The following is a 21,905-nucleotide window of genomic DNA, read 5'->3' as shown; positions in this document are numbered from 1 at the left end:
CCAACCTCAAGATAGGCAGGGAATTAGATCGCGCTATAGCGTTGTGGTCAAAGCCGATATTCCAAAATGTGACAATTGCGTGGATGCGTCATGGGCGCGCTTCCATTCGCGCGATAATCGGCTAAAAGGTGACCGCCGCGGCCGATCCATCAGGCGCTGGCGGCGATTTTTCCGGAATCTGGAGACTTAAGGAATGTTGAGCCGAGCCCTCAGTCTGGCGACGGTGGCGCTTCTGATTGGCTGCCTGTCAGCCGTATCGGCGCAGGCGCAAAACCTCGAGGCCGGCAAGAGCCCCTCCCAGATCTTCGCAAGCACCTGCACAGCTTGCCACAAGAGCCCGCGCGGCCTGCTGAAGTCGGTGCCGGCCGGTTCGCTGCCGGGCTTCCTGCGCCAGCACTATACGACGTCCAGCGACATGGCCGGCGTGCTTGCGTCCTATCTGATTTCGAATGGTGCCAACGACCCGCGCTACCAGGCCAAGGATCAGCCCAAGGGGGCTAAGGGCGGTAGGGAAGGCAGGCAGGAGGCGAACCAGTCCCCGGAGCAGCCGTCCGAGCGTCCGGCCCGCCGACGGCACCAGGATGCCGCGCCGCAGGAAGGGGCCAAACTCGATGGCGATGGCTTGAATCCCGAAGGACGTCCAGCTCACCGCGGCAAGCGGATGGCCCGCCCGAGCGAGGCGCCGGAGGGCGCGAAGCCGGACGACGGCCAGACGCCGCAGGCCTTGGGCGAGGGCAAGCCGTCGCGTCAGAAGCACGGCCGTCGCGGTAAGCCCGTCGAGGAGCCGAAGGCCGAGGAGGCGCCCAAGGGCGCGGCGACCAGCGACGAGCCCAAGACAGACCCCAAGACATCCACCCGGCATGATGACAAGGGTGAAGCCGAGAAGCCGGCGAAGCCTGCCGCCGAGCCCGACACGGCAAAGGTCGACGCGCCCAAGAGCAATGGCGGCGGCGAGCCGGCTGCCGTGCGATCCGATCCGGTTCCGCAGGTCACACCGGCGCCTGCCGCGGCTGCGCCTGCGGCGTCCGAGCCGGGAGCAGCCGCATCTCCCGCTCCGGCGCCAACCGCGCCGCCGGTGACTGCGACGGCGCCGCCGCCGCCACCGCCCACGACGCCAGGCTCCGGCCCGCCGGAAGCTCCGACCTCGAAGTAATCGCCAACGCCGGGCCGCAAGGTCCGGCGTATTTGTTTGACCATCATTAGAGTAGTGCTCTAGAGTGTTAATCTAGTCAGGAGGACGACTTGAGCACGGCGCGCGAAGATCTGCTGGCAGCGGGACTGGCGGTGTTCGACCGCGACGGATTTGAGGGCGCGACGGTGGCCGAGATTCGCTCCCGCGCCCGCGCGTCCAACGGCAGCTTCTTCCACTTCTTCACCTCGAAGAAGGCGCTCGCCGGCACCCTGTTCCTGGAAATCCTGCAGGCCTATCACGCCGCCATCATCAGCTCGGTCGACGCCAGCTGCGGGGCGGGCGAGGGCGTTGAGCGGCTGATCCACGCCCATCTCGATTGGGTCGTGAGCAACCGGCGCGAGGCGCGCTTCCTGTTCGAGATTTCGCGCAGCGAGTGGGGCGAGGAGGTGCGCGGCGCGCAGCGCAGCGAGAATTCGCGGCTCACCGACGGCATCGAGCGCTGGCGTGCGCCGCTGCTCGCGCGCGGCGAATTGCTGCCGATGAGCGCCGTGCTGTTCTTCAGCCAGATCATCGGACCGGCACAGATCTTCTGCCGCGCGTGGCTGTCGGGCCGCCACACCGGCGATCCGCGCGAACAGGTCGAGACGCTGATCGCCTGCGCGATCCGCGCGGTGGTGGCGCCGGGTGCGCCAGAACGAACAGGAGAGACTTCATGAGCGAGACCGATCCGGACTTTGCACCGATCGCGACGCGAATTCGCGACAATGTCGGCCGGCAGGGCTTCATGGGTCTTGTCGGTGCCGAGGTAGCCGAGCTGTCGCGCGGCACCTGCACGCTCGCGGTCGACCGCCGGCCGGAGCTGTTGCAACAGCATGGCCTGTTTCACGGCGGAGTGACGGCGTTTCTGGTCGACAACGCCACCACGATCGCAGCGGCGACGTCGCGCGGCCAGCCGGCGCTGACGGCGGAATACAAGCTGAACCTGCTGTCGCCGGCCTCGGGCGATCGTCTGATCTGCCGGGCGCGCGTGATCAAGCCGGGACGTCAGGTCGCCGTCGTTGCAGCCGACGTGTTCTGCGTCATCGACGGCAAGGAGAAGCACACCGCGACCGCATTGGCGTCGATCGCCATGCTCGACGACAAGGCGGCGGCACGAATCCAAAGCCCGGCCTGATCGAGGCCGGGCTTCGTAGCGTTTAGTCGGTTGGACGATGGAGAGAAGCTTACTTCTCTTCGGCGGCCGGAGCCGGCGCGGCTTCCTCGTCGTGCTGGGCTTCCGGATCGAAGAATTCGCCGGCGGCGGCGAGCGCCTCGGCGGCGGCGTCCTGGTCTTCCTGGCGGGTCGAGATGTCCTCGCCGCGCTTGATCCGCTCGGCCTCTTCGGCGGAGCGGGCGACCGTCACGGTGACGCTGGTCTCGACCTCGGGGTGGACGGCGATCGTCACCTTCTGCGCGCCGATCACCTTGATCGGCGAGTCGAGCCAGACCTGCGGGCGCGACACCGTCACGCCGTCGGCAGCCAGCGCGGCGACGATGTCGCGCACCGTCACCGAGCCGAACAGCTGGCCGGATTCGGAGGCCTGGCGGATGATGACAATGTCGCGGCCGTCGATCTTCTCGGCGACCTTGGCGGCTTCGCCCTTGGCCTGGATGTTGTTGGCCTCGAGCTCGGCCTTCATGCCGTCATACTTGGCGCGGTTCGCCTCGGTGGCGCGCAGCGCCTTGCCGCGCTTCAGCAAGAAGTTGCGGGCGAACCCGTCCTTGACGCGCACGACTTCGCCCATTTGGCCAAGCTTGGCAACGCGTTCGAGCAGAATGACTTCCATTTTCGTTCTCCTTTAGCTGCAAAGTACGGGTTTAAGTGGTTGGATCGAATCTCAAGCCGCCGGCAAAGGCGGCGGTCTGGTTTGCAGATAGCGCTGGCGCAGCCCGAACACGGCGTCGGCGATGCCGAGCGCGAACATCGCCACGATCGGCCAGCCGAACATGACGACGACCGCATAGATGCCACTGAGCCAGAAGCCGCGATTGGTGAGCGACAGCGTCAAGGTGTGCAGAACGGCGAAGCCGACGAGCGCATAGGCGATTACGAGTGCCGCGGTGACGATCTGCGCCAGCAGCGCAAGCATGCCGCCGATGAAGCTGACGGCGACCGCCGCCAGCAGCGCGACCAACGTCACGGCGGGAAGCGCCGTGGTGCGGAAATCCGGCCACGGCCGATTCAACCGCCCGGAGGTTTGCGTGATCTTGCCGGCGAGCCAAAGGTTCAGCGTCAGCGTCACCATGGCGATGACCGTCGCCGCGAGCGGCGCGAAGATCACCAACGCGTCGACCAGCCGTTCGATGTCACCGCTGGGCTGCGCTTCGCCGGCGCTGAGCATCTTGAGCAGGCCGCGCCGCAGCGTGCCGGTGATCGTGTCGGTATCGGTGCCGAGCGTGAGCAGCGCGGCGGTCGTGGTAACGATGGCGAAGGCTGCAATCCAGAGCAGGATGCGGCCGACGGGGTACCATTCAATCGCAGGCGGCTGCTGCTTGGCGCTGTCGCCGGCTGCGCCCGCGATCGGCCGTCCGAGCAGGGCGAGGTGGCCGAGCCACCAGCCGGGTACGGCGACCATCATGGCAAACGCGATGCTGTACGGAAGGCCGAAGATCGTGCCGAGCACGGATGCCGCACCCACTCCACCAATAGCGGCGGTGAGGGGACCCCAGCCGAGCGCCGCCACCATGATCGGCAGCGATGCGAGATAGAACAGCAATATCGAGATCAGCGCGCCCGAACTGATCGAGGCGAACATCAGCGCCGACGCGGCGCCGGCGGCAAGTGCAACAATGAGTATCCCGATCATTAGCTGTCCCGCCCCCTTTGAGCGGTTAGGGGTCCTGCTTCGAGAACCCCAACCATCGGCGACCGGACGACCCGGAAGCCTTATGAGAATGAGCGGCCGGCGACGTATGCCGCCGGCCGGAAACGATTACCTGATCACGTAAGGCAGCAAGCCGAGGAAGCGCGCGCGCTTGATGGCGCGGGCGAGCTCACGCTGCTTCTTGGCGGACACGGCCGTGATGCGGCTCGGCACGATCTTGCCGCGCTCGGAGACGTAACGCATCAGCAGCTTGGAATCCTTGTAGTCGATCTTCGGCGCATTCGCGCCCGTGAACGGGCAGGACTTGCGCCGGCGGAAAAACGGACGGCGGGCACCAGCATCAGCCATGATTCATTACTCCTCGGTCGCAGCTTCTTCTTCACGCGGACGGCGCGGGCCCCGGTCGCCACGGAAACCACCCTCGCGGTCGCCACGGAAGCCGCCTTCGCGGTCGCCACGGAAGCCACCACCACGGTCATCGCGCTCGCGATCGCGGTCGGCCTTGCGCATCATAGCGGACGGGCCTTCCTCGTGCTCTTCGACGCGCACGGTGAGGTAACGGATGACGTCTTCGTTGATCCGCTCCTGACGCTCGATCTCGGTGACGACAGCCGACGGCGCGTCGATGTTCATCAGCACGAAATGCGCCTTGCGGTTCTTGTTCATGCGGTAGGTGAGGGAGCGCACGCCCCAGCTCTCGGTCTTGGTGACCTTGCCGCCGCCCTGTTCGACAATGCCCGTCATCTGGGCCGTCAGTTCATCCACCTGCTGGGTGCTCGCATCCTGACGCGCGAGAAAAACATGCTCGTAAAGAGGCATGGTTGTCCTTTCCTGTGTTGGCGCGGTTTCCGGCGACAAGCCCTTCGAGACCTTCGGAAAGGACTCGAGCTGCTCAGAAGGCGGGAGCACGGGACGACGGGCCGACTGGCCCTGCCACATCAAAATCAACGGGTGAATTTGCTGAGACCGTCCGTTCAGCTCCCGGCCGGAGCCCACGAATGGCGCGCTTATACGGATTTTGGCCGCGAAAGCAAGGGTTCTCGGCCTCCGGATGTGCGAGGTGTCGTGGCCCTCCAGGCCGTTTGACGCAACCTCGGGTGATTTCCCGTTGATTTCTTTGTTTGTATATCATACAAACATCTTTGGGAGGACGAGATATGGGTTCGGAGACCGCCAGCGGCATGTCTGCGCCCGATCCGAAGCATGCGGTCCGCGCGACGCGATCGGCGGGGCGCAAGATGCGCTCGTTGCTGCTCGATGCCGCCAGCCGCCTGTTCAAGGAACGCGGGCTCTCGGGCACATCGATCTCCGATATCGCCGCGGCCGCGGACGCCTTTCCGAGCCAGATCACCTATTACTTCCGCACCAAGGAAGCGCTGTTCGTCGAAGCGGCCAGCCGCGACATGCTCTATCTCGCGCGCGCGACCGAGCAGGCCGCCCTGAATGCCTACACCCCGCGCGACTACACCCACGCTTTGGCCGAGACCGTGACCGCGACCGACACGGTCGCTTTCTTCGCGGAGGCCTTGACCCTCACGCGGCGCCGGCAGGACCTCGCGCCCCTTGTCGAGCGCACCATCGAACGTCTGCACAGCGAGGGCGCGCGCGCCTATGCGGGCCAGGTCGAGCGGCACGGCTGGCGCTCGCTGCGCGCGCCCGAGGAGAGCTCGCGGCGGTTCTGGGCGATCGCGATCGGTGTAATCGTCGAAGGTTTCGCGATGGGCCGCGCTGCCGACGAGATGTGCCGCGAATTGCTGCGCGCGCTCGGCGAGCAGGCGACATCAACTTCGACGTCGGCCAATGACGGGACGCGGCTGCGCCTGGTCGGCGATCACAACACTTCATCCTCAACGGACGGGGAGACAAGCACATGACCGCGCTTCGCATGCGAGCCCGCGATTTCCTCACCGAGGACGAATTGGTTGCGGTGCGCGAGCGCACGACGTGGAAGGGCGCAGCCCTGATCGTGCATGCCTGGGCGCTGATCCTGGGCGCGATCGCGCTGGTCGCGTGGTGGCCCAATCCGCTGACCTATCTGCTCGCCGTTGCGATCATCGGCTCGCGCCAGCTCGGGCTTGCGATCCTGATGCATGACGGGGCGCACGGCTGTCTGTCGGCGGACGAGAGGACCAATCTGACGCTGAGCCAGTGGTTCTGCGCCTATCCGATCTTCGCGGAGACCCGCGGCTATCGCCGCTATCATCTGCAGCATCATGCGCGGACGCAGCAGGAGGATGATCCCGATCTCGTGCTGTCAGCGCCGTTTCCGATCACGAAGCTGAGCTACCGCCGAAAGTTCTTCCGCGACATCACCGGGCAGACCGGCTACCAGCAGCGCAAGGCGCAATTGCTCAATGCGATCGGGCCGAAGGAGTGGCCGTTGTCGCGGCGCGCCGCCAACTTCTGGAAGAAGCTCGGGCCGCAATGCGTCACCAACGCGCTGCTGTTCGCGGGCCTTGCCGCCGCCGGCGTGTGGTGGGCCTATCCGCTGTTGTGGCTGGTGCCGCTGCTGACCTGGATGATGGTGATCACGCGCATCCGCAACATCGCCGAACACGCCGTCGTGCCTGACAGCTCCGATCCCCTGCGCAACACCCGCACCACGCGGGCCAATGTCCTCGAGCGTCTCTTCATCGCGCCGTATTATGTGAACTATCACCTCGAACATCATTTGCTGTTCTACGTGCCCTGCTACAACCTGCCGCGCGTCCACCGCATCCTGAGCGAAAGCCGTTATGCGGATCGGATGGAGGTGCAGCCGGGCTACGCCGCCGTGCTGCGGCTGGCGACCGCCAGGCCCGCCAACGAGGATCGTCCGGGCCAGCTGGTCAACAGCGCACGCCGGGCGAGGGCCGGCGCCGAGGTTAACGCCGACCAGAATGCCGGCGGGTTCTAGTGTGCTGAATGCGAAGTTCGTGCGATTTCGCGGCAGCTACTTTCGCGAACTTCGCATTCATAAAGCACACTAGAATCATAAGTTTGCTAGTGTCCTTATCGAATCCGAAGTTCGCTCCGAAGGTGCGGCAAATGATGCGAACTTCGGATTCGGGACACTAGCCCGGAGCAGGGACCGGCATCCCCAGGGTTCCTCTGGCGCGGCTTGACAGCACCGCCTCCGTCAGTGTCTTACGGCCCGGTCCGGGGCCGGTTGCAAGGGCTGGGCTGCCAAGCCTGGGCTGCCAAGGCTTGGTTGCAAGGGATTGGCCCGGACCCGCTGTGGCGCGTTTTGCGCGACACGGATACCGTTTTCCCCTGCGGCAGGCGTAAAGCGCCTGCGCGGAGATCACGCTCAACAAGGTAGGGATCGCCGATGACGGCAGCATTTACGTTTCCCGGGCAGGGCTCGCAGGCGGTTGGCATGGGCAAGGCCCTGGCCGACGCCTTTCCGGCGGCCAAGGCGGTGTTCGACGAGGTCGATTCCGCGCTGGGCGAGAAGCTGACCGCGATCATCTGGGATGGTCCCGGCGAGACATTGCAGCTCACCGAAAATGCCCAGCCCGCCCTGATGGCGGTGTCGATCGCCACATTGCGCGTGCTCGAGAGCGAAGCCGGCTTTTCGGTCGGCCGCAACGCGGCCTTTGTTGCCGGGCACTCGCTCGGCGAGTATTCGGCGCTGGCCGCCGCCGGAAGCCTCTCCGTCAGCGACACCGCGCGGCTGCTCCGCACCCGCGGGCTTGCGATGCAGAAGGCGGTGCCGGTCGGCGCCGGCGCGATGGCCGCACTGCTCGGTCTCGATTACGAAACCGCCGTGGCGGTCGCCAACGAGGCGGCGCAGGGACAAGTCTGCCAGGCCGCCAACGACAATGGCGGCGGCCAGGTGGTGGTCTCCGGTGACAAGGCCGCCGTCGATCGCGCGGTCGAAATCGCCAAGACCAAGGGCGCCAAGCGCGCCATGCTGCTGCCGGTGTCTGCGCCGTTCCATTGCAAGCTGATGCAGCCGGCGGCCGATGCGATGGCAGAGGCGCTGTCGGGGGTGACCATCAAGGCGCCCGCGGCGCCGCTGGTCTCCAACGTGCTGGCCTCCGCCATCACCGATCCCGACGAGATCCGCCGCCGCCTGATCGAGCAGGTCACGGGCACCGTGCGCTGGCGCGAGTCGGTTGCCTATATGGCAGGGCAGGGCGTGACGCGGTTCTTCGAGATCGGCGCCGGCAAGGTGCTGAGCGGCCTCGTCAAGCGCATTGCCGACGGCGCGGTCGGCGTGTCCGTCGGCGGTCCGAACGATATCGCTGCGGCCAAGGACGCGCTCGCGGCTTCGGCTTGAAGCAGCCGGAAGGAGAATTCGATGTTTGATCTGACTGGCAAGACGGCGCTCGTCACGGGCGCAACCGGCGGCATCGGCGGCGCGATCGCGCAGGCGCTGCATGCGCAGGGCGCGACGGTAGCGATCTCGGGGACGCGGCGCGAGGTGCTGGACGGCTTCGCGGCCAAGCTCGGCGAGCGCGTGCACGTCCTGCCGTGCAATCTCTCCAGCAAGGATGATGTCGAGGCGCTGGTGCCGGCAGCGGAAGCTGCGATGGGGCAGGTCGACGTCCTGATCGCCAACGCCGGCATCACCCGCGACAACCTGTTCGTGCAGCTGCGCGACGAGGATTGGGACGACGTGATCGCTGTCAACCTGACCGCGACGTTCCGCCTGGCGCGCGCGGCGACCAAGCTGATGATGCGCAAGCGCTTCGGCCGCATCATCGCGATCACCTCGATCGTCGGCGTCACCGGCAATCCGGGGCAGGGCAACTACACCGCGTCGAAGGCCGGCATCATCGGCCTGATCAAGACGCTGGGCGCCGAATACGCCAAGCGCGGCGTGACCGCCAATTGCATCGCGCCGGGTTTCATCAAGACGCCGATGACCGATGCGCTCAACGACAAGCAGCGCGAAACCATCCTGGCGAAGGTTCCTGCGGCGCGGCTCGGAACGCCCGAGGACATCGCGGCCGCGGCGGTCTATCTGGCCTCGAACGAGGCCGCCTACGTCACCGGACAGACGATCCACGTCAACGGCGGGATGGCTATGATTTGAGCTACTGGCCGCCTCTCGCAATGCGGCGAAAAGCCGTTTTCGGGAGCCGGTTCAGGCGTGTAGTCAAGGCTTTGGAAGTATGGTAGCTGAAGCCCCCGTGGATGGGCGAAGAACGCCATTGCAGGATTTTGAAACCCTGTATATTGGCGGGGCGACGCCTGCCGTTCGCCGGGGCTTTAATCGGCTACGACCGGGCCGAATCAAGACTATGCGCGACTGAGTAATCGAGACGACCACGATGGCTCGTATCGTCTTGGGGTCGGGTCCAATGGAACAACGAGGTTGAACGATGAGTGAGATTGGCGAGCGGGTTAAGAAGATTGTGGTCGAGCACCTTGGTGTCGAACCCGAGAAGGTGGTCGATAGCGCGAGCTTCATCGATGACCTCGGCGCCGACAGCCTCGACACCGTCGAGCTCGTGATGGCATTCGAAGAAGAATTCGGTTGCGAGATTCCCGACGACGCGGCGGAGACGATTCTGACCGTTGGCGACGCGACCAAGTTTCTCGAGAAGAACGCGAAGAGCTGACGCCGATCGCGAAGTTGACGGGGCCGGACGGACCGTGATCGAGCGGTCCCCCGGCTTCTTATTATCAGCCGCGCATTGCTGGCCGGAGAGGTGGAAATGAGACGAGTTGTCGTCACGGGGCTGGGCATGCTTACACCGCTCGGCTGCGGCGTTGACGCAACTTGGGCGCGCATCCTCGCCGGAGACAGCGGCGGCAAGAAGATCGACACGTTCGACGTGTCCGACCTGCCGAGCCAGGTCGCCTGCTACATTCCGCGTGGCGACGGCACTGGCGGCACCTTCAATCCCGATCAGTGGATGGAGCCGAAAGACCAGCGCAAGGTCGACGACTTCATCGTCTATGCGATGTGCGCGGCCAAGCAGGCGCTGGACGATGCCGACTGGCATCCGAAGTCGGACGAGGACCAGTTCGCCACCGGCACGATGATCGGCTCCGGCATCGGCGGCCTCACCGGCATTGCCGAGACTGCGGTGCTGCTGAAGGAGCGCGGACCGCGCAGGGTCTCTCCGTTCTTCATTCCGGGCCGCCTGATCAATCTGGCCTCCGGCTATGTCTCGATCGAGCACGGCCTGAAGGGGCCCAATCATGCGGTGGTCACGGCGTGCTCGACCGGCGCGCATGCGGTCGGCGACGCGGCGCGGCTGATCGCGCTCGGCGACGCCGAGGTGATGGTCGCCGGCGGCGCCGAATCGCCGATCTCGCGCATCGGCATCGCCGGCTTCTGCGCGGCGCGTGCGCTGTCCACCGGCTTCAACGAGACCCCGGAAAAGGCATCGCGGCCGTACGACAAGGATCGCGACGGCTTCGTGATGGGCGAGGGCGCCGGCGTCCTCGTGCTCGAGGAATACGAGCACGCGAAGCGCCGCGGCGCGAAGATCTATGCCGAGGTGACCGGCTATGGCCTGTCGGGCGATGCCTTCCACATCACCTCGCCGCCGCCGGACGGCAATGGCGGCTTCCGCAGCATGACCATGGCGCTGAAGCGCGCCGGCCTCGCGGCATCCGACCTCGACTACATCAATGCGCACGGCACCTCGACCCAGGTCGGCGACGAGATCGAGCTCGGCGCGGTCGAGCGTCTGCTCGGCAATGCGGCCTCGAAGGTTTCGATGTCGTCGACCAAGTCCGCGACCGGACATCTGCTCGGTGCGGCCGGTGCGATCGAGGCGATCTTCGCGATCCTGGCGATTCGCGATAACGTGGTGCCGCCGACCATCAATCTCGACAATCCGTCGGTGCAAACGGCGATCGATCTTGTGCCGCATACGTCGCGCAAGCGTGACGTCAATGTGGCGCTGTCCAATTCCTTCGGTTTCGGTGGCACCAACGCTTCCGTGATCGTGCAGCGCGTGACCAATTAGTAGGTCGTTAGAACTAGTCCACCGTTTTGCCGTATTCCGCGGTGACTCCTAATAGCGGGCGTATGCTATTGGCAGGGCAGGGGTTTGCCCGGCCACGATTCAACCGGCAGGATATTGGTTTGCATCGATGAGTGAGAGGCCGCCCATTTCACCGAGGAGTCCACGCGCCGCGCTGGAGCCCGAACAGCTTCCGCCGCCGCCCAAGCGCTCGGATCGCGCCCGCAATCCCTTCGTGATCGTCGGCAATGCCATCTTCACCATCCTGATCATCCTGATGATCGGCGCCGGCGCGACGTATTACTACGGCAAGCAGGCGCTGGAATCGCCGGGACCGCTGCAGGAAGACAAGATCGTCAACATCCCGGCGCGCGCCGGCAAGCGTGACATTGCCGACGTGCTCTCGCGTGAGGGCGTGATCAACGTCAATCCGTGGGTCTTCATCGGTGGCGTGTTCGCGCTGAAGGCAAGCTCCGATCTCAAGCCAGGCGAATATTCGTTCCAGAAGAACGCCAGCCTGCGCGACGTCATCGCCACCATCGTCGACGGCAAGGTGGTGCAGCACGCCATCACGATACCGGAAGGCCTGACTTCCGAGCAGATCGTGACGCGGCTCTCCGACAACGACATCTTCACCGGCTCGGTGCGCGAGATCCCGCGCGAGGGCACGCTGCTGCCGGAGACCTACAAATTCCCGCGCGGCACCACGCGCGACCAGGTGATCCAGCGCCTGCAGCAGGCGCAGAAGCGCGTGCTCGCCGAAATCTGGGAACGCCGCAACACCGACACGCCGCTGAAATCGCCGGACCAGCTGGTCACGCTGGCCTCGATCGTCGAGAAGGAAACCGGCCGCGCCGACGAGCGCAGCCGCGTCGCCGCCGTGTTCGTGAACCGCCTGCGCCAGCGGATGAAGCTGCAGTCCGATCCGACCATCATCTACGGACTGGTGGGCGGCAAGGGAACGCTGGGCCGTCCGATCAAGCGCAGCGAAATCACGCAGCCGTCGCCCTACAACACTTATGTGATCGACGGCCTGCCGCCCGGACCGATCGCCAATCCCGGCCGCGCCTCGCTGGAGGCGACCGCCAATCCGGCGCGCACCCGCGACCTGTTCTTCGTCGCTGACGGAACCGGCGGCCACGCCTTCACCGAAACCTACGACCAGCACGCGAAGAACGTCGCCAAGCTGCGCGCGTCGGAAAAGCAGATCCAGAACGACACCGTCGAGCCCGCGGATGATCCGGCGCCCGCCGCCGCGACGCCCGGCGCCGACACCAATCCCACGGCGACGACGCCGAAGCCCACCAATCAAAAGAAGCCGCCGCGCGGTCGGCAGGGCGCAGCCCAACAGACCAATTCGCCGCCGGTGGTGCAGCGCTAAAGCGCGATCGTCATCGCGCTTTAGCTTCTTGTTTGAGCATGATCTTTCGGAAAACCGCCATACACTTTTCCGGATCATGCTGTAGCTCTGCATTTTCCGGTGGTGGAACGTAATTCCACTTTCACGGAATCCGTTTTAAGGTCGCACCGGCTCCCCACGAGTCTCGCAGGCTCCGGGTGAGTCCCATATCCTTCTGTTGGAGAGTTCACGCGATGGCGCTGTCGAGCATGACTGGCTTTGCCCGAAGCCATGGCGCAAGCGGTCCCTATACGTTCGAGTGGGAGCTGAAATCGGTCAATGCCAAGGGCTTTGACCTGCGGTTGCGGCTTCCGCCGGGCTGGGACGAACTGGAAGCGCTTGCCAAGAAGCGGGCCGGCGCGCTGCTGTCGCGCGGCACGGTCTACGCCAATCTCAGCGTCAAGCGCACCGACGCGGCGCAGACGATCCGGATCAATGAGGACGTGCTCGCCGCCGTGGTGAAGGTCGCCGGCACGCTCGCGCAGCGGATCGACGCGGTGGCGCCGAGCATCGACGGACTGCTCGGCATCAAGGGCGTCATTGAGGTGGTCGAGCCCGAGAGCAACGAGGACGAGGACAAGGCGGCGCGCGAGGCGGCGGCGATGGCCTTCGAGCAGGCGCTCGGCAGCCTTGTCGAGATGCGCCGCCGCGAGGGCGATGCGCTGGGGCAGATCCTGATGCAGCGGATGGACGAGGTCGAGCGGCTCGCCAGGCGCGCCGAGACCGCTCCCGGCCGCAAGCCCGAGGCGATCAAGGCGCGGCTGGCCGAGCAGATCGCGGCCCTGCTCGAGACGTCCGACCGCTTCGATGCCGACCGCCTGAACCAGGAGGCGATCCTGATCGCCACCAAGGCCGACATCCGCGAGGAACTCGACCGCATCGCCTCGCACATCGCCCAGGCGCGCGAGATGATCGGCAAGGGCGGTCCGGTCGGGCGCCGGCTCGACTTCCTCGCCCAGGAATTCAATCGCGAGGTAAACACCTGCTGCTCGAAGTCGAACGACGTCGAGCTGACCAACACCGGGCTTGAAATGAAGAACGTGGTCGAGCAGTTCCGCGAACAGGTCCAGAATCTGGAGTGAATGATGACGGCGCAGGGTTTTGACGGCGTAGAGCGGCGCGGACTGATGTTCGTGCTGTCGTCGCCGTCGGGCGCCGGCAAGACGACGCTGTCGCGCATGCTGCTGGAGCGCGAGCCGGGCCTGAAGATGTCGGTGTCGGCGACGACGCGGCCGATGCGGCCGGGCGAGGTCGAGGGCCGCGATTACTTCTTCGTCGACAAGAAGAAATTCGAGAAGATGGTCGAGCACGGTGAACTGCTCGAATGGGCCACCGTATTCGACAACCGCTACGGCACGCCAAGTGCGCCGGTCGAGGCCGCCCTAGCGGTGGGGCAGGATGTTCTGTTCGATATCGACTGGCAGGGCACGCAACAGCTCCACCAGAAAGCCAGCGCCGATGTGGTGCGGGTGTTCATCCTGCCGCCGTCGGCCGCCGATCTCGAGAGGCGGCTGCATACCCGGGCGCAGGATTCGGAAGAGGTCATCCGCGGACGGATGAGCCGCGCCAGTCATGAGCTGAGCCATTGGGCGGAATACGACTACATCGTCGTCAACCACAACGTCGACGATGCCTTTGCCGAGGTGCAGTCGATCCTGAAGGCCGAGCGCCTCAAGCGCGAGCGCCGCACCGGCCTTACCGAATTCGTGCGCGGCCTGCAGCGTCAGCTCGAGACGTTGCGGACGTGATGCGAGCGCATCACGTCCGTTTGCATTTTTTCCTAAGCGGACCTTAGTTCGTCGCGCTGCGCGCAAGCCGCTGCAGCATCGCGGCGATCTGCTTGTTGTCCTGCTCCCTTTGATCCCGATCACGCGTAGTCTCGCGACGTGGAGCAGGCTTCTCGGCGCGGCGTGGAGCGGGCGTCTCCGCGCGACGTGGAGCGGGCGTCTCCGCACGGCGCGGAACGGGCGTCTCGGCGCGGCGCGGCGCGGCCTCGGACAGCCGCAGCGGACGATCCCGGCTGACAACTGCCATCGGGGGCGCCGGCTCGGTGTGCAGCGAATCCCACGGCGCCTGCCACTCATCCTCGGTCTCGTAAGGCGGCGTACGCGTGCGGGTCAGCCGGAAAACCAGCGTGCTGACCAGGCCGGCCAGCGCCAGGGCTCCAACCATCACGATCAGCAGCATCTGCGTCGACGACGGTGACTTCTCCACGGACGCTTCGGCCGTGGCGGGGGCGGCAGGCGCCGGCGCGGCCGCCGGTTGCGGCGTCGTGTCTGCCTGCGCAACCGCGGTCGGCTGGTCTGCGGCGCGTCTGGTTCCGTTGGTTCCGGCCATGCTCGATGCATCCAGCCATCTGGCGTTCACGTCGGACGGCTGCGCGTTGGTACCGGTGGGCGTGGCTGCCGGGTCGGGCGTCGCTGCCGTTCCGCCGGCCTGGCCGGCGTCGGCGCTTGGCGCAGGTACGGCTGCGACCTGGGGCGAGGGCCATTCGGCATGGGCATCGGCGACTGATCTGCGCATCGCCGGCTGCTGCGGCGCGGGCTGGCTCTGCGGCGTCGGCTGGCTCTGTGGCGGCGTCGCGTCGGCCGTTGTGGTATCGGGCGCCGCTGCCGCTGGCGGCTGCTGCGTGCTCGTCGTCGCCGTCTTGGCGGCCTTGTTCTTGGCCTCGTTCTTGGCCTCGCCGAGATACCAGCACTTCTTCTTGCTGCGATCGAGATGGTAGAACCAGTGGCTTCCCGCAGGCGCGGTTCCCTTGGGCGCGGCCAGGCAGGTGTCCGCCGTGTTGTTGGTGCTATTGGCCGTATTGGCGGCGGTCTGGGCCATGGCGCTGCAACTGGCGCCGGCCAGGATGCTGGCGGCAAGCGCCGCAGCGAATTTCGCTGAACGATTTGACATACGCGTCCCCGGTATCTCTTTTTTAACGCAAACGCTGGAGATCCCAATCTCGGCAAAGAGTTGGGTCGCAATGCGCCGCAAATCCGGAACGGGTGGGGCTTAATTGGGGCTCGCGGCGTGCCGCAATTGCGGCGAGCCCGAGGCCGCGGAACGTGAACCGAACGATGGCTTGGTTCGACCGTCAGGTTCTATCGGAGCGGCCGCGTCCCGCTGGCGGTAGCAGCACCGGCGGGACGTCATGTCTCAGCGTGATCTTTCGGAAAACCGCGTCACGCTCTTCCGGATCATGCTCTAGTTCTTCAGGACGATGCGTCCGACGACCTTGCCGGCGCGCAGCTCGTCGATCCATTTCTGGACGTCGGCCATCGGCTCTTCCTTCATCGGCGTCGGCTTGATCTTGCCAGCGCGGGCGAGCGCCATCAATTCCTGACCTTCGGCCAGCGTGCCGACCATGAAGCCTTCGATGGTCATGCGCTTGTACACCCACTGCACCATCGGCAGCGTGAACTGGCCGCCCATCAGGCCGGACACCACGATCTTGCCGCCGCGCGCGACCGTCGACACCGCAAACGCCATCGACTTCTCGTTGCCGGCAAAGTCGACGACGCCGTCGAAGCCGCCGTCGCTCTCCTTCAGCATGCGCTTGACGACATCGGGCTCTGCCGGGTCATAGGCGGCCGCCGCGCCGTTCTTCAGCGCGGTCTCGCGCGCCGCGGGGCTGAGATCGGCAACCGTGATCGGCTGCTTGAACATCGCCTGCGCGAATGACAGGCCCATCATGCCGACGCCGCCAAGGCCGATCAGCAGCAAATTGCGTTGGCGCGGACGATCGACCAGGCGCTTCAGCGCGCCATAGGCGGTGACACCGGAGCACATCAGGGTGGCGGCCTGGTTGACCGGCAGCGGATCGTAATCGAGCAGGTATTTTGCGTCGGGCACCAGCACGTGGGTGGCGAAGCCGCCGTCGATCGAGACGCCGAGGAAGCGCTGCTTGACGCAGAGGTTCTCGTCGCCGGCGAGGCAGTCGCGGCACTGGCCGCAGCCGATCCAGGGGAAGACGGCCTTCTTCGTCCCGATCAGATCCTTCGGCGCATCGGGGCCGACCTCGTCGACCACGCCCGCGATCTCATGGCCGAGCGTGAAGGGCAGGGTCATGCCGCGGGTGGTGTCGAGCTTCTTGCCGCCGCCGAGATCGGCGTAGCCGTCCTGGATGTGGAGATCGGAATGGCACAGGCCGCAGCGCTCGATGCGCACCAGCACTTCGCGTCCCTGGGGCTTCGGCGTGTCGACGATGGTTTCGCACAGCGGTGCATCGAATTTGACGAGGGATTGGCGAACCATACACGCCATTACGTTTTCTCCTGTTGTTCTATTTTGTGGCCCGTATATCGGCCAATTCCCGGGCCATGGCAACAAAGCCCGCGACCGGAATGGTTTCGGCGCGCCGTGTCGCGTCGATATCGGCTGCGGCAGCAAGCCGCGCCGGATCGACCGACAGCGATTTCAAACTCTGGCGCAGCATCTTGCGGCGCTGGCCGAAGGCGGCGGCTGCGACCTGCTCGAGCATGCGGCGGTCGCACGGCTCGGGCGCGGCGCGCGGTATCAATCGTACCACCGAGGACGTGACCTTCGGTTGCGGCACGAAGGCCGCGGGCGAGATGTCAAACAGGATCTTGGTCTCGGCGCGCCAGTTGGCGAGCACCGCGAGCCGGCCATACGCCTCCTCGTCCTCATGGGCGACGATGCGCTCGGCGACCTCGCGCTGGAACATCAGGACCATCATGTCGTACCAGGGCGGCCACGGCTCGATCGACAGCCAGTCGACCAGCAGCTGGGTCGCGATGTTGTAGGGCAGGTTGGCGACGATCTTGGCCTTGGCGCCATCGAGCAAGGGACGCGGGTCAAAGCGCTGCGCGTCGCCATGCACGATCTCGATGCGGCCGGGATAGCGCTTGGCGATATAGTCGAGCGCAGCCAGCGCCCGCTCGTCGCGCTCGATGGCGATCACGCGCTTGGCACCCAGCGCAAGCAGCGCGCGCGTCAAGCCGCCGGGACCGGGGCCGACCTCGATCACGGTGGAGTCTTCCAGCGGGCCCGCGGCGCGGGCAATGCGCGCGGTGAGGTTGAGATCGAGCAGAAAATTCTGGCCGAGCGATTTGCGCGCCGACAGCGAATGATCGCGAATGACGTCGCGCAGCGGCGGCAGATCGTCGATCGTGCTCACTTAGCTTGATGCCGCGGCCATGCGCGCGGCGAGCCGGAGGGCGGCGATCAGGCTCGACGGATTGGCCTTGCCGGTGCCGGCGATATCGAATGCGGTGCCGTGATCGGGCGAGGTCCGGATGAAGGGCAGCCCCAGCGTGACGTTGACGGCGTCCTCGAACGCGACGGTCTTGATCGGGATCAGCGCCTGGTCGTGATACATGCAGATCGCGCAGTCGTAGGTCTTGCGCGCGGCTGCGTGGAACATGGTGTCGGCCGGCAGCGGGCCCCGGACGGCAATGCCGTCGCGGCGCAGGATCTCGACCGCGGGCGCGACGATCTCGACGTCTTCCATGCCGAGCGTGCCGTCTTCGCCGGCATGCGGATTGAGGCCGGCAATGGCGAGCCGCGGCGCCGCGAGGCTGAACCGCGCCTTCATGTCCGCGACCACGATCCGCGCGGTCGACACGATCAGGTCGGTCGTCAATTGCGCCAGCGCCTCGCGGACCGACACATGGATCGTCACCGGGACGACGGCGAGCGCCGGCGACCACAGCATCATCACCGGCTGCGGCGCGCGCCCGCCGTTTGCGGCAAGCTCGGCCAAGAACTCTGTATGGCCGGGATGTCGGAAGCCGGCGCGGTACAGCACGTTCTTGGCGATCGGATTGGTGACGACGGCGCTGGCCTTGCCGGCGGCGACATCGGCGACGGCCTGCCGGATCGATGCCAGCGCCGCATCGGCACTCGTGCCGTCGGGCTGGCCCGGTCGCGCCGTCACCGTCTTGCCGGTCGCAACCACGGGAAGGGCGCGTGCGAACGTCGTGGATGCCTCCGCGGCGCTGACCTCGGCCAACTCGACGGCAAGCCCGAGCGTCTTGGCGCGTTCGGCAAGCGCGGCGCGGTCGCCCAGCAGATAGAACGGCGGGAGATCGAGTTCGCGGCGGCGCAGCCATGCGGCGAGCGTGATGTCGGGGCCGATGCCTGCGGGCTCGCCGGATGTAAGTGCGAGAGGTTGAGCCATGCGTCAACGATAGTCGATCATCGCCCGCCTGGATATTCGATCATCGCGGCTTTTCGGACTTCCTGCAGGTAGGCCTTCGACTTCGCCTCGTACTTCTGCACGTACATCTTGTCGCGCATCTCACGCTTCTTCGGCGTGTCGACGGTGGTTGCCTTCCTGCCGCAGAGGGCGACCATTTCAACTCCCTGCTTGGTGACCTCGGGAGGGGTGAGGTGGCCGACCGGGGTCTTGTCCAGGATGTCGCGCAGCGACTGCGGCAGGTCGGCCGAGGTCTTCACGACGATCTCGCGGATCGCGGCGTTGCGCATCGACTTGAAGAAGGTGTTGGCTTCCTCGCAACTGGTGACGCGCTCGCGCAGGCTGTCCGCTTCCTTGCGGCGTCCCTCGAACTCCGACTGCGGCGCGCCGCGGGGCACGATCAGAACGACCGGCTGCATCCTGTATTCGAATGCCTCGGCCTCAGCCGCGCCTCCGGCCTCCTTGACCGCGTTGGCCACGTCCTTTTCGCCAACTTGCAGGCTTTCCTTGAAGCGGCCGCGGACCAGGCTGGTCCAGACCATGTCGGCCCTGATGCGTTGCTTCAGCGTATCCGGGCGGATGCCCTTGCCCTCGAGCACCTTGGTGAGCTGGTCGCCGGAAAGCCGCATCCGCTGCGCCATGCCGCCGAAGGACTGGTCGATATCGCCGGCGGAGGGATCGACGCCGAATTTCTTGGCTTCCTTGATCTTCAGCTTCTCATCGATCAGCTCGTCGAGGACGGTCTTCCGATCAGGCGTCTTGCCGCCGGTCAGGGCGTTCAGCTTGGCGCGCTGCTCGATGTCGTAATTGGTGATGGGCTCGCCATTGACCATCACGGCGATGGTCTGGGCATGCAGTCGCGCACCGCCTCCGAGCAGGAGGAAAAGAGCCAGCAGGGAACTCAACACTAGCTGATGGCGGCGCGTTGGCAGGCTACCGGTCGTCATTATCGTCATGTCAGCCGTTTAAACCAATTCAAGCCGGAGCCACAGGCCCGCAGGCAATCCAAGCACCCCGCCAGACCGCTCGCTACTGCATGCCAGCCGAACTGCTGGACGTGGAGGTCTGCGCGATCGTCCGCAGCCCGATCTGGAACATGAACGCGTGGCTGAGGACGGGCGGCGTCGAGCCAGCCTGATAGGTATAGGACGTGACATAGTTGGCGGCCAGCACGAAGCAGTCGTCCACATAGCCCGCGCCGAACGCGTACTGGTTGATTTTGTTCGCTTCAAGGTCCCAGCGCGCCGCGCCCTGAACCACCCAATTCGCCGCCACCTTGATCGATCCGCTGGCGAGGATGCCTTCGCGGCGCGTCAAATAGCCAAGCTCCGGCTGCGCGGCATAGTCGCCGTACATCAGGCTGACCGACCAGCGGTCGAAGTTCGCGCTGGCCTGGGCCTCGAACCGGTTGATGTTCCAGGTCGCCTCGTCCATCCGCGAGCGGACGCTGAACGTGTAGGTGCGGTTGGGCGAGTAGGCGAGGCTCGCGACATAGTCCGAGCGCGGATTCTGCAGGCCGGAATCGATGCCGGTGTTGGTGACGTCCGCGACTGCGAACGAGTTCAACCCGAACATCTGGTAGGACTGTCCGAACATCGCCTTGACGCTGCCGCCGCGATCGAACTGCGTGGTGGCCTGCACGCCGACATTGGCGCGGCTGCCGCCTTCGACGCGGTCGTAGCCGGAGAACTTGTCGATCGCGAACAGGTTCGAGGTATCGAACACCAGGCTCTGTGCGTCCTCGTTCGGAAGCTTGCCGGCGCTGGGTTCGTCGGGCCGGATGATGACCTGCGCAATCGGCTCGATGGTCGTCGTGCCCCACGGCTGCACGTTGATGAAGGGGTAGCGGTATTCGAAGCCGACGGTCGGCATCAGGCGGACCGTCTGGGTGTCGCCGACCGGCAGGAAGTTGGAAACGCCCGGCTGGTTCGAGATGTCGGCGTTGATGGCATCGGCGCGGACGCCGACGAACGGCGTCCAGATCTGGCCGAGCGGGTCGGTATAGGATTTACGCCACTGCGCCTCGGCGGTCAGCCTTGTATAGGTGCCCGGCATGCCGCGCAGCAGGCACTGCGACGGCGTGCGCGCCATCGGGTCCGCAGATGTGGTCAGGCACAGGCCGTTGGTGTTGGCCGTCGTCGTGATCGGGTCGAACACCGCGGTTTCGCGGGTCAGGTTGGTGAAGTTCACCTTGTAGCTGAACTCGCCACCGAAGATCGGGCTGTTGATCACGTTGTTGTAGTCGATAACGGGCGCGACCACCGGAACCTGGTTCTGGTTGCCGGAGTAGCTGAGATAATAGATCGCGCGCGCGTCGAAGAAGCTGCGGTTGCCGACGCCGGTCAGATAGAGCTGCGAGATCGCCTCGGTCGGCAGCGACAGGAACGATCCGAACGGATCCTTGTACTGGGCCAGCCGGTAATCGGACATGAAGTAGTAGTCGGACAGCAGCACGCCGTCCCAGCCCCAGGTCCATTTGTCGTTCAGCGCGAACTGACCCTTTGTCTCGATGCCGCCGCGGAACTGGCGGTCACCGGGCTGGCCGGCGAAGGCGCCTTGATCAAGCTGGTCGATGCCGTAGAGCCGGATCTGGTAGGCGCCGTTCGACAGGCGCTGGCGGAATTCGCCCTGGAACAGCACGCCCTGCTTCGAGGTGATGCGCGGATTGAACGTCGCGTCGAAGTCCGGCGCGAGCGCGAAGTAATAGGGGATTTCGACGCCGACGCCGAACGCCGAATACGTGGTGAAGCCCGGCATCAGGAAGCCGCTCTTGCGCTTCACGGTCGGATCGGGCGTCGAGAAATAGGGCAGATACGCCATCGGAACGCCGAAGAATTCGAGCTGGGCGTTCTCGAAATAGAGCATCTTCTCGGTCTGGTTATGGATGATGCGCGCGCCCTTGACCTGCCAGAGCGGCGGCTTCTTCGGATCATCCTTACAGGGCGCGCAGGCGGTATAAACGCCGTTGTCGAACACCGTGTAATTGCCGCTGGACCGATCGGCGCGGGTCGCCGCCATGCGGGTCTGGTCTTCGGTGTCGACGCGCAGCGAATCGACGAACCCGTCGCGGTAGTCGTCGCTGAGATCAAGGATGTTGGCGTAGGTGATCTTGCCTTCCGCATCGGTCATGCGGATGTTGCCTTCGGCATGAAGACGCTTGGTCTTCTGATCGTAGATGACCTTGTCGGCCTCGACGCTGGTGCCGTTGTAGAACATCTGGACGTTGCCGACGGCCGAGACGCGCTGGTTGTTGTAGTCGTAATCGACCTCGGTCGCCTGAACCAGCATCTGCCCGTCATTCTTGGCCGGCGGGCGGGGCGGCTTCGGCGGACGCGGATTGTAGGTGAAGGCCTGCGCGGCAGCCGGCGTCGACGCGACAACATCGAGCGCGCTGACCACGACGAACGCGGCGAGGAGAGCTGAGATCGAAACGCCAAACGCGGCCATGCGGCTCCGT

At 65.6% G+C, this 21,905-nt stretch carries 22 protein-coding genes; 12 read left to right on the top strand and 10 right to left on the bottom strand.

Annotation, left to right across the window (positions count from 1 at the left end; translation table 11 throughout):
• The first annotated feature begins 193 nt into the window (after positions 1–193).
• The 3 genes from ACVWZM_RS43260 (at position 194) to ACVWZM_RS43250 (ending at position 2,306) form a co-directional block, all read left to right on the top strand.
• The gene (locus ACVWZM_RS43260) at positions 194–1,153 is read left to right on the top strand and encodes a hypothetical protein (RefSeq protein ID WP_456856316.1); all 960 of its coding nucleotides are present in this window, start codon (positions 194–196) and stop codon (positions 1,151–1,153) included.
• 89 nt (positions 1,154–1,242) lie between these two features.
• Entirely contained in the window at positions 1,243–1,848 is a 606-nt protein-coding gene (locus ACVWZM_RS43255) for a TetR/AcrR family transcriptional regulator (protein WP_456784728.1), read from the top strand.
• Entirely contained in the window at positions 1,845–2,306 is a 462-nt protein-coding gene (locus ACVWZM_RS43250) for a PaaI family thioesterase (protein ID WP_028344793.1), read from the top strand. Before ACVWZM_RS43255 ends, ACVWZM_RS43250 begins: the two co-directional genes overlap by 4 nt.
• Positions 2,307–2,355: 49 nt before the next feature.
• Here ACVWZM_RS43250 and rplI read toward each other — a convergent pair whose 3' ends face one another.
• The 4 genes from rplI to rpsF all read right to left on the bottom strand — a co-directional run bounded on the left by rplI (position 2,356) and on the right by rpsF (position 4,815).
• Positions 2,356–2,958: a 50S ribosomal protein L9 gene (gene rplI / locus ACVWZM_RS43245; RefSeq protein WP_057019875.1), complete on the bottom strand. Its 603-nt coding sequence runs from the start codon at positions 2,956–2,958 to the stop codon at positions 2,356–2,358.
• A gap of 51 nt (positions 2,959–3,009) precedes the next feature.
• The gene (locus tag ACVWZM_RS43240) at positions 3,010–3,978 is read right to left on the bottom strand and encodes a hypothetical protein (protein WP_456856314.1); all 969 of its coding nucleotides are present in this window, start codon (positions 3,976–3,978) and stop codon (positions 3,010–3,012) included.
• Between the two features lie 126 nt (positions 3,979–4,104).
• Positions 4,105–4,344, bottom strand: coding sequence for a 30S ribosomal protein S18 (gene rpsR / locus ACVWZM_RS43235; RefSeq protein ID WP_016844287.1), 240 nt, complete (start codon positions 4,342–4,344; stop codon positions 4,105–4,107).
• A 6-nt stretch (positions 4,345–4,350) separates the two neighbouring features.
• A complete protein-coding gene (rpsF, locus tag ACVWZM_RS43230; RefSeq protein ID WP_029083529.1) occupies positions 4,351–4,815 on the bottom strand; it encodes a 30S ribosomal protein S6 in 465 nt (154 codons plus the stop codon).
• Positions 4,816–5,153: 338 nt separating this feature from the next.
• Here rpsF and ACVWZM_RS43225 point away from each other — a divergent pair, with 338 nt between their 5' ends.
• From ACVWZM_RS43225 to gmk, 9 genes are all read left to right on the top strand, one after another.
• Entirely contained in the window at positions 5,154–5,870 is a 717-nt protein-coding gene (locus ACVWZM_RS43225) for a TetR/AcrR family transcriptional regulator C-terminal domain-containing protein (RefSeq protein ID WP_456856312.1), read from the top strand.
• Positions 5,867–6,892, top strand: a complete 1,026-nt coding sequence (locus tag ACVWZM_RS43220) for a fatty acid desaturase family protein (protein WP_456856310.1) — start codon at positions 5,867–5,869, stop codon at positions 6,890–6,892. The genes ACVWZM_RS43225 and ACVWZM_RS43220 overlap by 4 nt, the downstream gene beginning before the upstream one ends.
• A 414-nt stretch (positions 6,893–7,306) precedes the next feature.
• Positions 7,307–8,260: an ACP S-malonyltransferase gene (fabD, locus tag ACVWZM_RS43215; protein ID WP_456856309.1), complete on the top strand. Its 954-nt coding sequence runs from the start codon at positions 7,307–7,309 to the stop codon at positions 8,258–8,260.
• Positions 8,261–8,281: 21 nt separating this feature from the next.
• Positions 8,282–9,019, top strand: a complete 738-nt coding sequence (gene fabG, locus ACVWZM_RS43210; protein WP_456856307.1) for a 3-oxoacyl-[acyl-carrier-protein] reductase — start codon at positions 8,282–8,284, stop codon at positions 9,017–9,019.
• Positions 9,020–9,308: 289 nt separating this feature from the next.
• A complete protein-coding gene (locus tag ACVWZM_RS43205) occupies positions 9,309–9,548 on the top strand; it encodes an acyl carrier protein (RefSeq protein ID WP_002716125.1) in 240 nt (79 codons plus the stop codon).
• A gap of 96 nt (positions 9,549–9,644) precedes the next feature.
• Positions 9,645–10,910, top strand: coding sequence for a beta-ketoacyl-ACP synthase II (gene fabF / locus ACVWZM_RS43200; protein WP_092088244.1), 1,266 nt, complete (start codon positions 9,645–9,647; stop codon positions 10,908–10,910).
• A 127-nt stretch (positions 10,911–11,037) separates the two neighbouring features.
• Positions 11,038–12,288, top strand: a complete 1,251-nt coding sequence (mltG, locus tag ACVWZM_RS43195; protein WP_076831963.1) for an endolytic transglycosylase MltG — start codon at positions 11,038–11,040, stop codon at positions 12,286–12,288.
• A 212-nt stretch (positions 12,289–12,500) separates the two neighbouring features.
• Positions 12,501–13,388 (top strand): YicC/YloC family endoribonuclease, encoded by an 888-nt coding sequence (locus ACVWZM_RS43190; protein ID WP_316399111.1) that lies wholly within the window; start codon positions 12,501–12,503, stop codon positions 13,386–13,388.
• A 3-nt stretch (positions 13,389–13,391) separates the two neighbouring features.
• Entirely contained in the window at positions 13,392–14,054 is a 663-nt protein-coding gene (gene gmk, locus ACVWZM_RS43185) for a guanylate kinase (protein WP_456856857.1), read from the top strand.
• A gap of 43 nt (positions 14,055–14,097) precedes the next feature.
• Here gmk and ACVWZM_RS43180 read toward each other — a convergent pair whose 3' ends face one another.
• The 6 genes from ACVWZM_RS43180 to ACVWZM_RS43155 form a co-directional block, all read right to left on the bottom strand.
• The gene (locus tag ACVWZM_RS43180; protein ID WP_456856304.1) at positions 14,098–15,204 is read right to left on the bottom strand and encodes a hypothetical protein; all 1,107 of its coding nucleotides are present in this window, start codon (positions 15,202–15,204) and stop codon (positions 14,098–14,100) included.
• 291 nt (positions 15,205–15,495) lie between these two features.
• A complete protein-coding gene (locus ACVWZM_RS43175; RefSeq protein WP_456856302.1) occupies positions 15,496–16,554 on the bottom strand; it encodes an alcohol dehydrogenase in 1,059 nt (352 codons plus the stop codon).
• A gap of 19 nt (positions 16,555–16,573) precedes the next feature.
• On the bottom strand, positions 16,574–17,428 hold the full coding sequence (gene rsmA, locus ACVWZM_RS43170; protein ID WP_456856300.1) for a 16S rRNA (adenine(1518)-N(6)/adenine(1519)-N(6))-dimethyltransferase RsmA: 855 nt from the start codon (positions 17,426–17,428) through the stop codon (positions 16,574–16,576).
• Positions 17,429–18,430, bottom strand: a complete 1,002-nt coding sequence (gene pdxA, locus ACVWZM_RS43165) for a 4-hydroxythreonine-4-phosphate dehydrogenase PdxA (protein ID WP_076831975.1) — start codon at positions 18,428–18,430, stop codon at positions 17,429–17,431. It abuts the gene before it with no gap.
• A 17-nt stretch (positions 18,431–18,447) separates the two neighbouring features.
• Positions 18,448–19,395 (bottom strand): SurA N-terminal domain-containing protein, encoded by a 948-nt coding sequence (locus ACVWZM_RS43160; protein WP_143271139.1) that lies wholly within the window; start codon positions 19,393–19,395, stop codon positions 18,448–18,450.
• 82 nt (positions 19,396–19,477) lie between these two features.
• Positions 19,478–21,895: an LPS-assembly protein LptD gene (locus ACVWZM_RS43155; RefSeq protein ID WP_456784733.1), complete on the bottom strand. Its 2,418-nt coding sequence runs from the start codon at positions 21,893–21,895 to the stop codon at positions 19,478–19,480.
• Positions 21,896–21,905: the final 10 nt, after the last annotated feature.

It is taken from the genome of Bradyrhizobium sp. USDA 4501, from assembly GCF_054062115.1.
This window is presented reverse-complemented; position numbering and strand designations above follow the sequence as displayed.

Coding starts and splice junctions, on each gene's coding strand:
- fabD (WP_456856309.1), top strand. CDS start 7,307: ATGACGGCAGCATTTACGTTTCCCGGGCAGGGCTCGCAGGCGGTTGGC.
- ACVWZM_RS43240 (WP_456856314.1), bottom strand. CDS start 3,978: ATGATCGGGATACTCATTGTTGCACTTGCCGCCGGCGCCGCGTCGGCG.
- rpsF (WP_029083529.1), bottom strand. CDS start 4,815: ATGCCTCTTTACGAGCATGTTTTTCTCGCGCGTCAGGATGCGAGCACC.
- fabF (WP_092088244.1), top strand. CDS start 9,645: ATGAGACGAGTTGTCGTCACGGGGCTGGGCATGCTTACACCGCTCGGC.
- fabG (WP_456856307.1), top strand. CDS start 8,282: ATGTTTGATCTGACTGGCAAGACGGCGCTCGTCACGGGCGCAACCGGC.
- gmk (WP_456856857.1), top strand. CDS start 13,392: ATGACGGCGCAGGGTTTTGACGGCGTAGAGCGGCGCGGACTGATGTTC.
- ACVWZM_RS43220 (WP_456856310.1), top strand. CDS start 5,867: ATGACCGCGCTTCGCATGCGAGCCCGCGATTTCCTCACCGAGGACGAA.
- ACVWZM_RS43250 (WP_028344793.1), top strand. CDS start 1,845: ATGAGCGAGACCGATCCGGACTTTGCACCGATCGCGACGCGAATTCGC.
- mltG (WP_076831963.1), top strand. CDS start 11,038: ATGAGTGAGAGGCCGCCCATTTCACCGAGGAGTCCACGCGCCGCGCTG.
- rpsR (WP_016844287.1), bottom strand. CDS start 4,344: ATGGCTGATGCTGGTGCCCGCCGTCCGTTTTTCCGCCGGCGCAAGTCC.
- ACVWZM_RS43260 (WP_456856316.1), top strand. CDS start 194: ATGTTGAGCCGAGCCCTCAGTCTGGCGACGGTGGCGCTTCTGATTGGC.
- ACVWZM_RS43180 (WP_456856304.1), bottom strand. CDS start 15,204: ATGTCAAATCGTTCAGCGAAATTCGCTGCGGCGCTTGCCGCCAGCATC.
- ACVWZM_RS43175 (WP_456856302.1), bottom strand. CDS start 16,554: ATGGCGTGTATGGTTCGCCAATCCCTCGTCAAATTCGATGCACCGCTG.
- ACVWZM_RS43155 (WP_456784733.1), bottom strand. CDS start 21,895: ATGGCCGCGTTTGGCGTTTCGATCTCAGCTCTCCTCGCCGCGTTCGTC.
- ACVWZM_RS43190 (WP_316399111.1), top strand. CDS start 12,501: ATGGCGCTGTCGAGCATGACTGGCTTTGCCCGAAGCCATGGCGCAAGC.
- rplI (WP_057019875.1), bottom strand. CDS start 2,958: ATGGAAGTCATTCTGCTCGAACGCGTTGCCAAGCTTGGCCAAATGGGC.
- ACVWZM_RS43160 (WP_143271139.1), bottom strand. CDS start 19,395: ATGACGACCGGTAGCCTGCCAACGCGCCGCCATCAGCTAGTGTTGAGT.
- ACVWZM_RS43225 (WP_456856312.1), top strand. CDS start 5,154: ATGGGTTCGGAGACCGCCAGCGGCATGTCTGCGCCCGATCCGAAGCAT.
- pdxA (WP_076831975.1), bottom strand. CDS start 18,430: ATGGCTCAACCTCTCGCACTTACATCCGGCGAGCCCGCAGGCATCGGC.
- ACVWZM_RS43205 (WP_002716125.1), top strand. CDS start 9,309: ATGAGTGAGATTGGCGAGCGGGTTAAGAAGATTGTGGTCGAGCACCTT.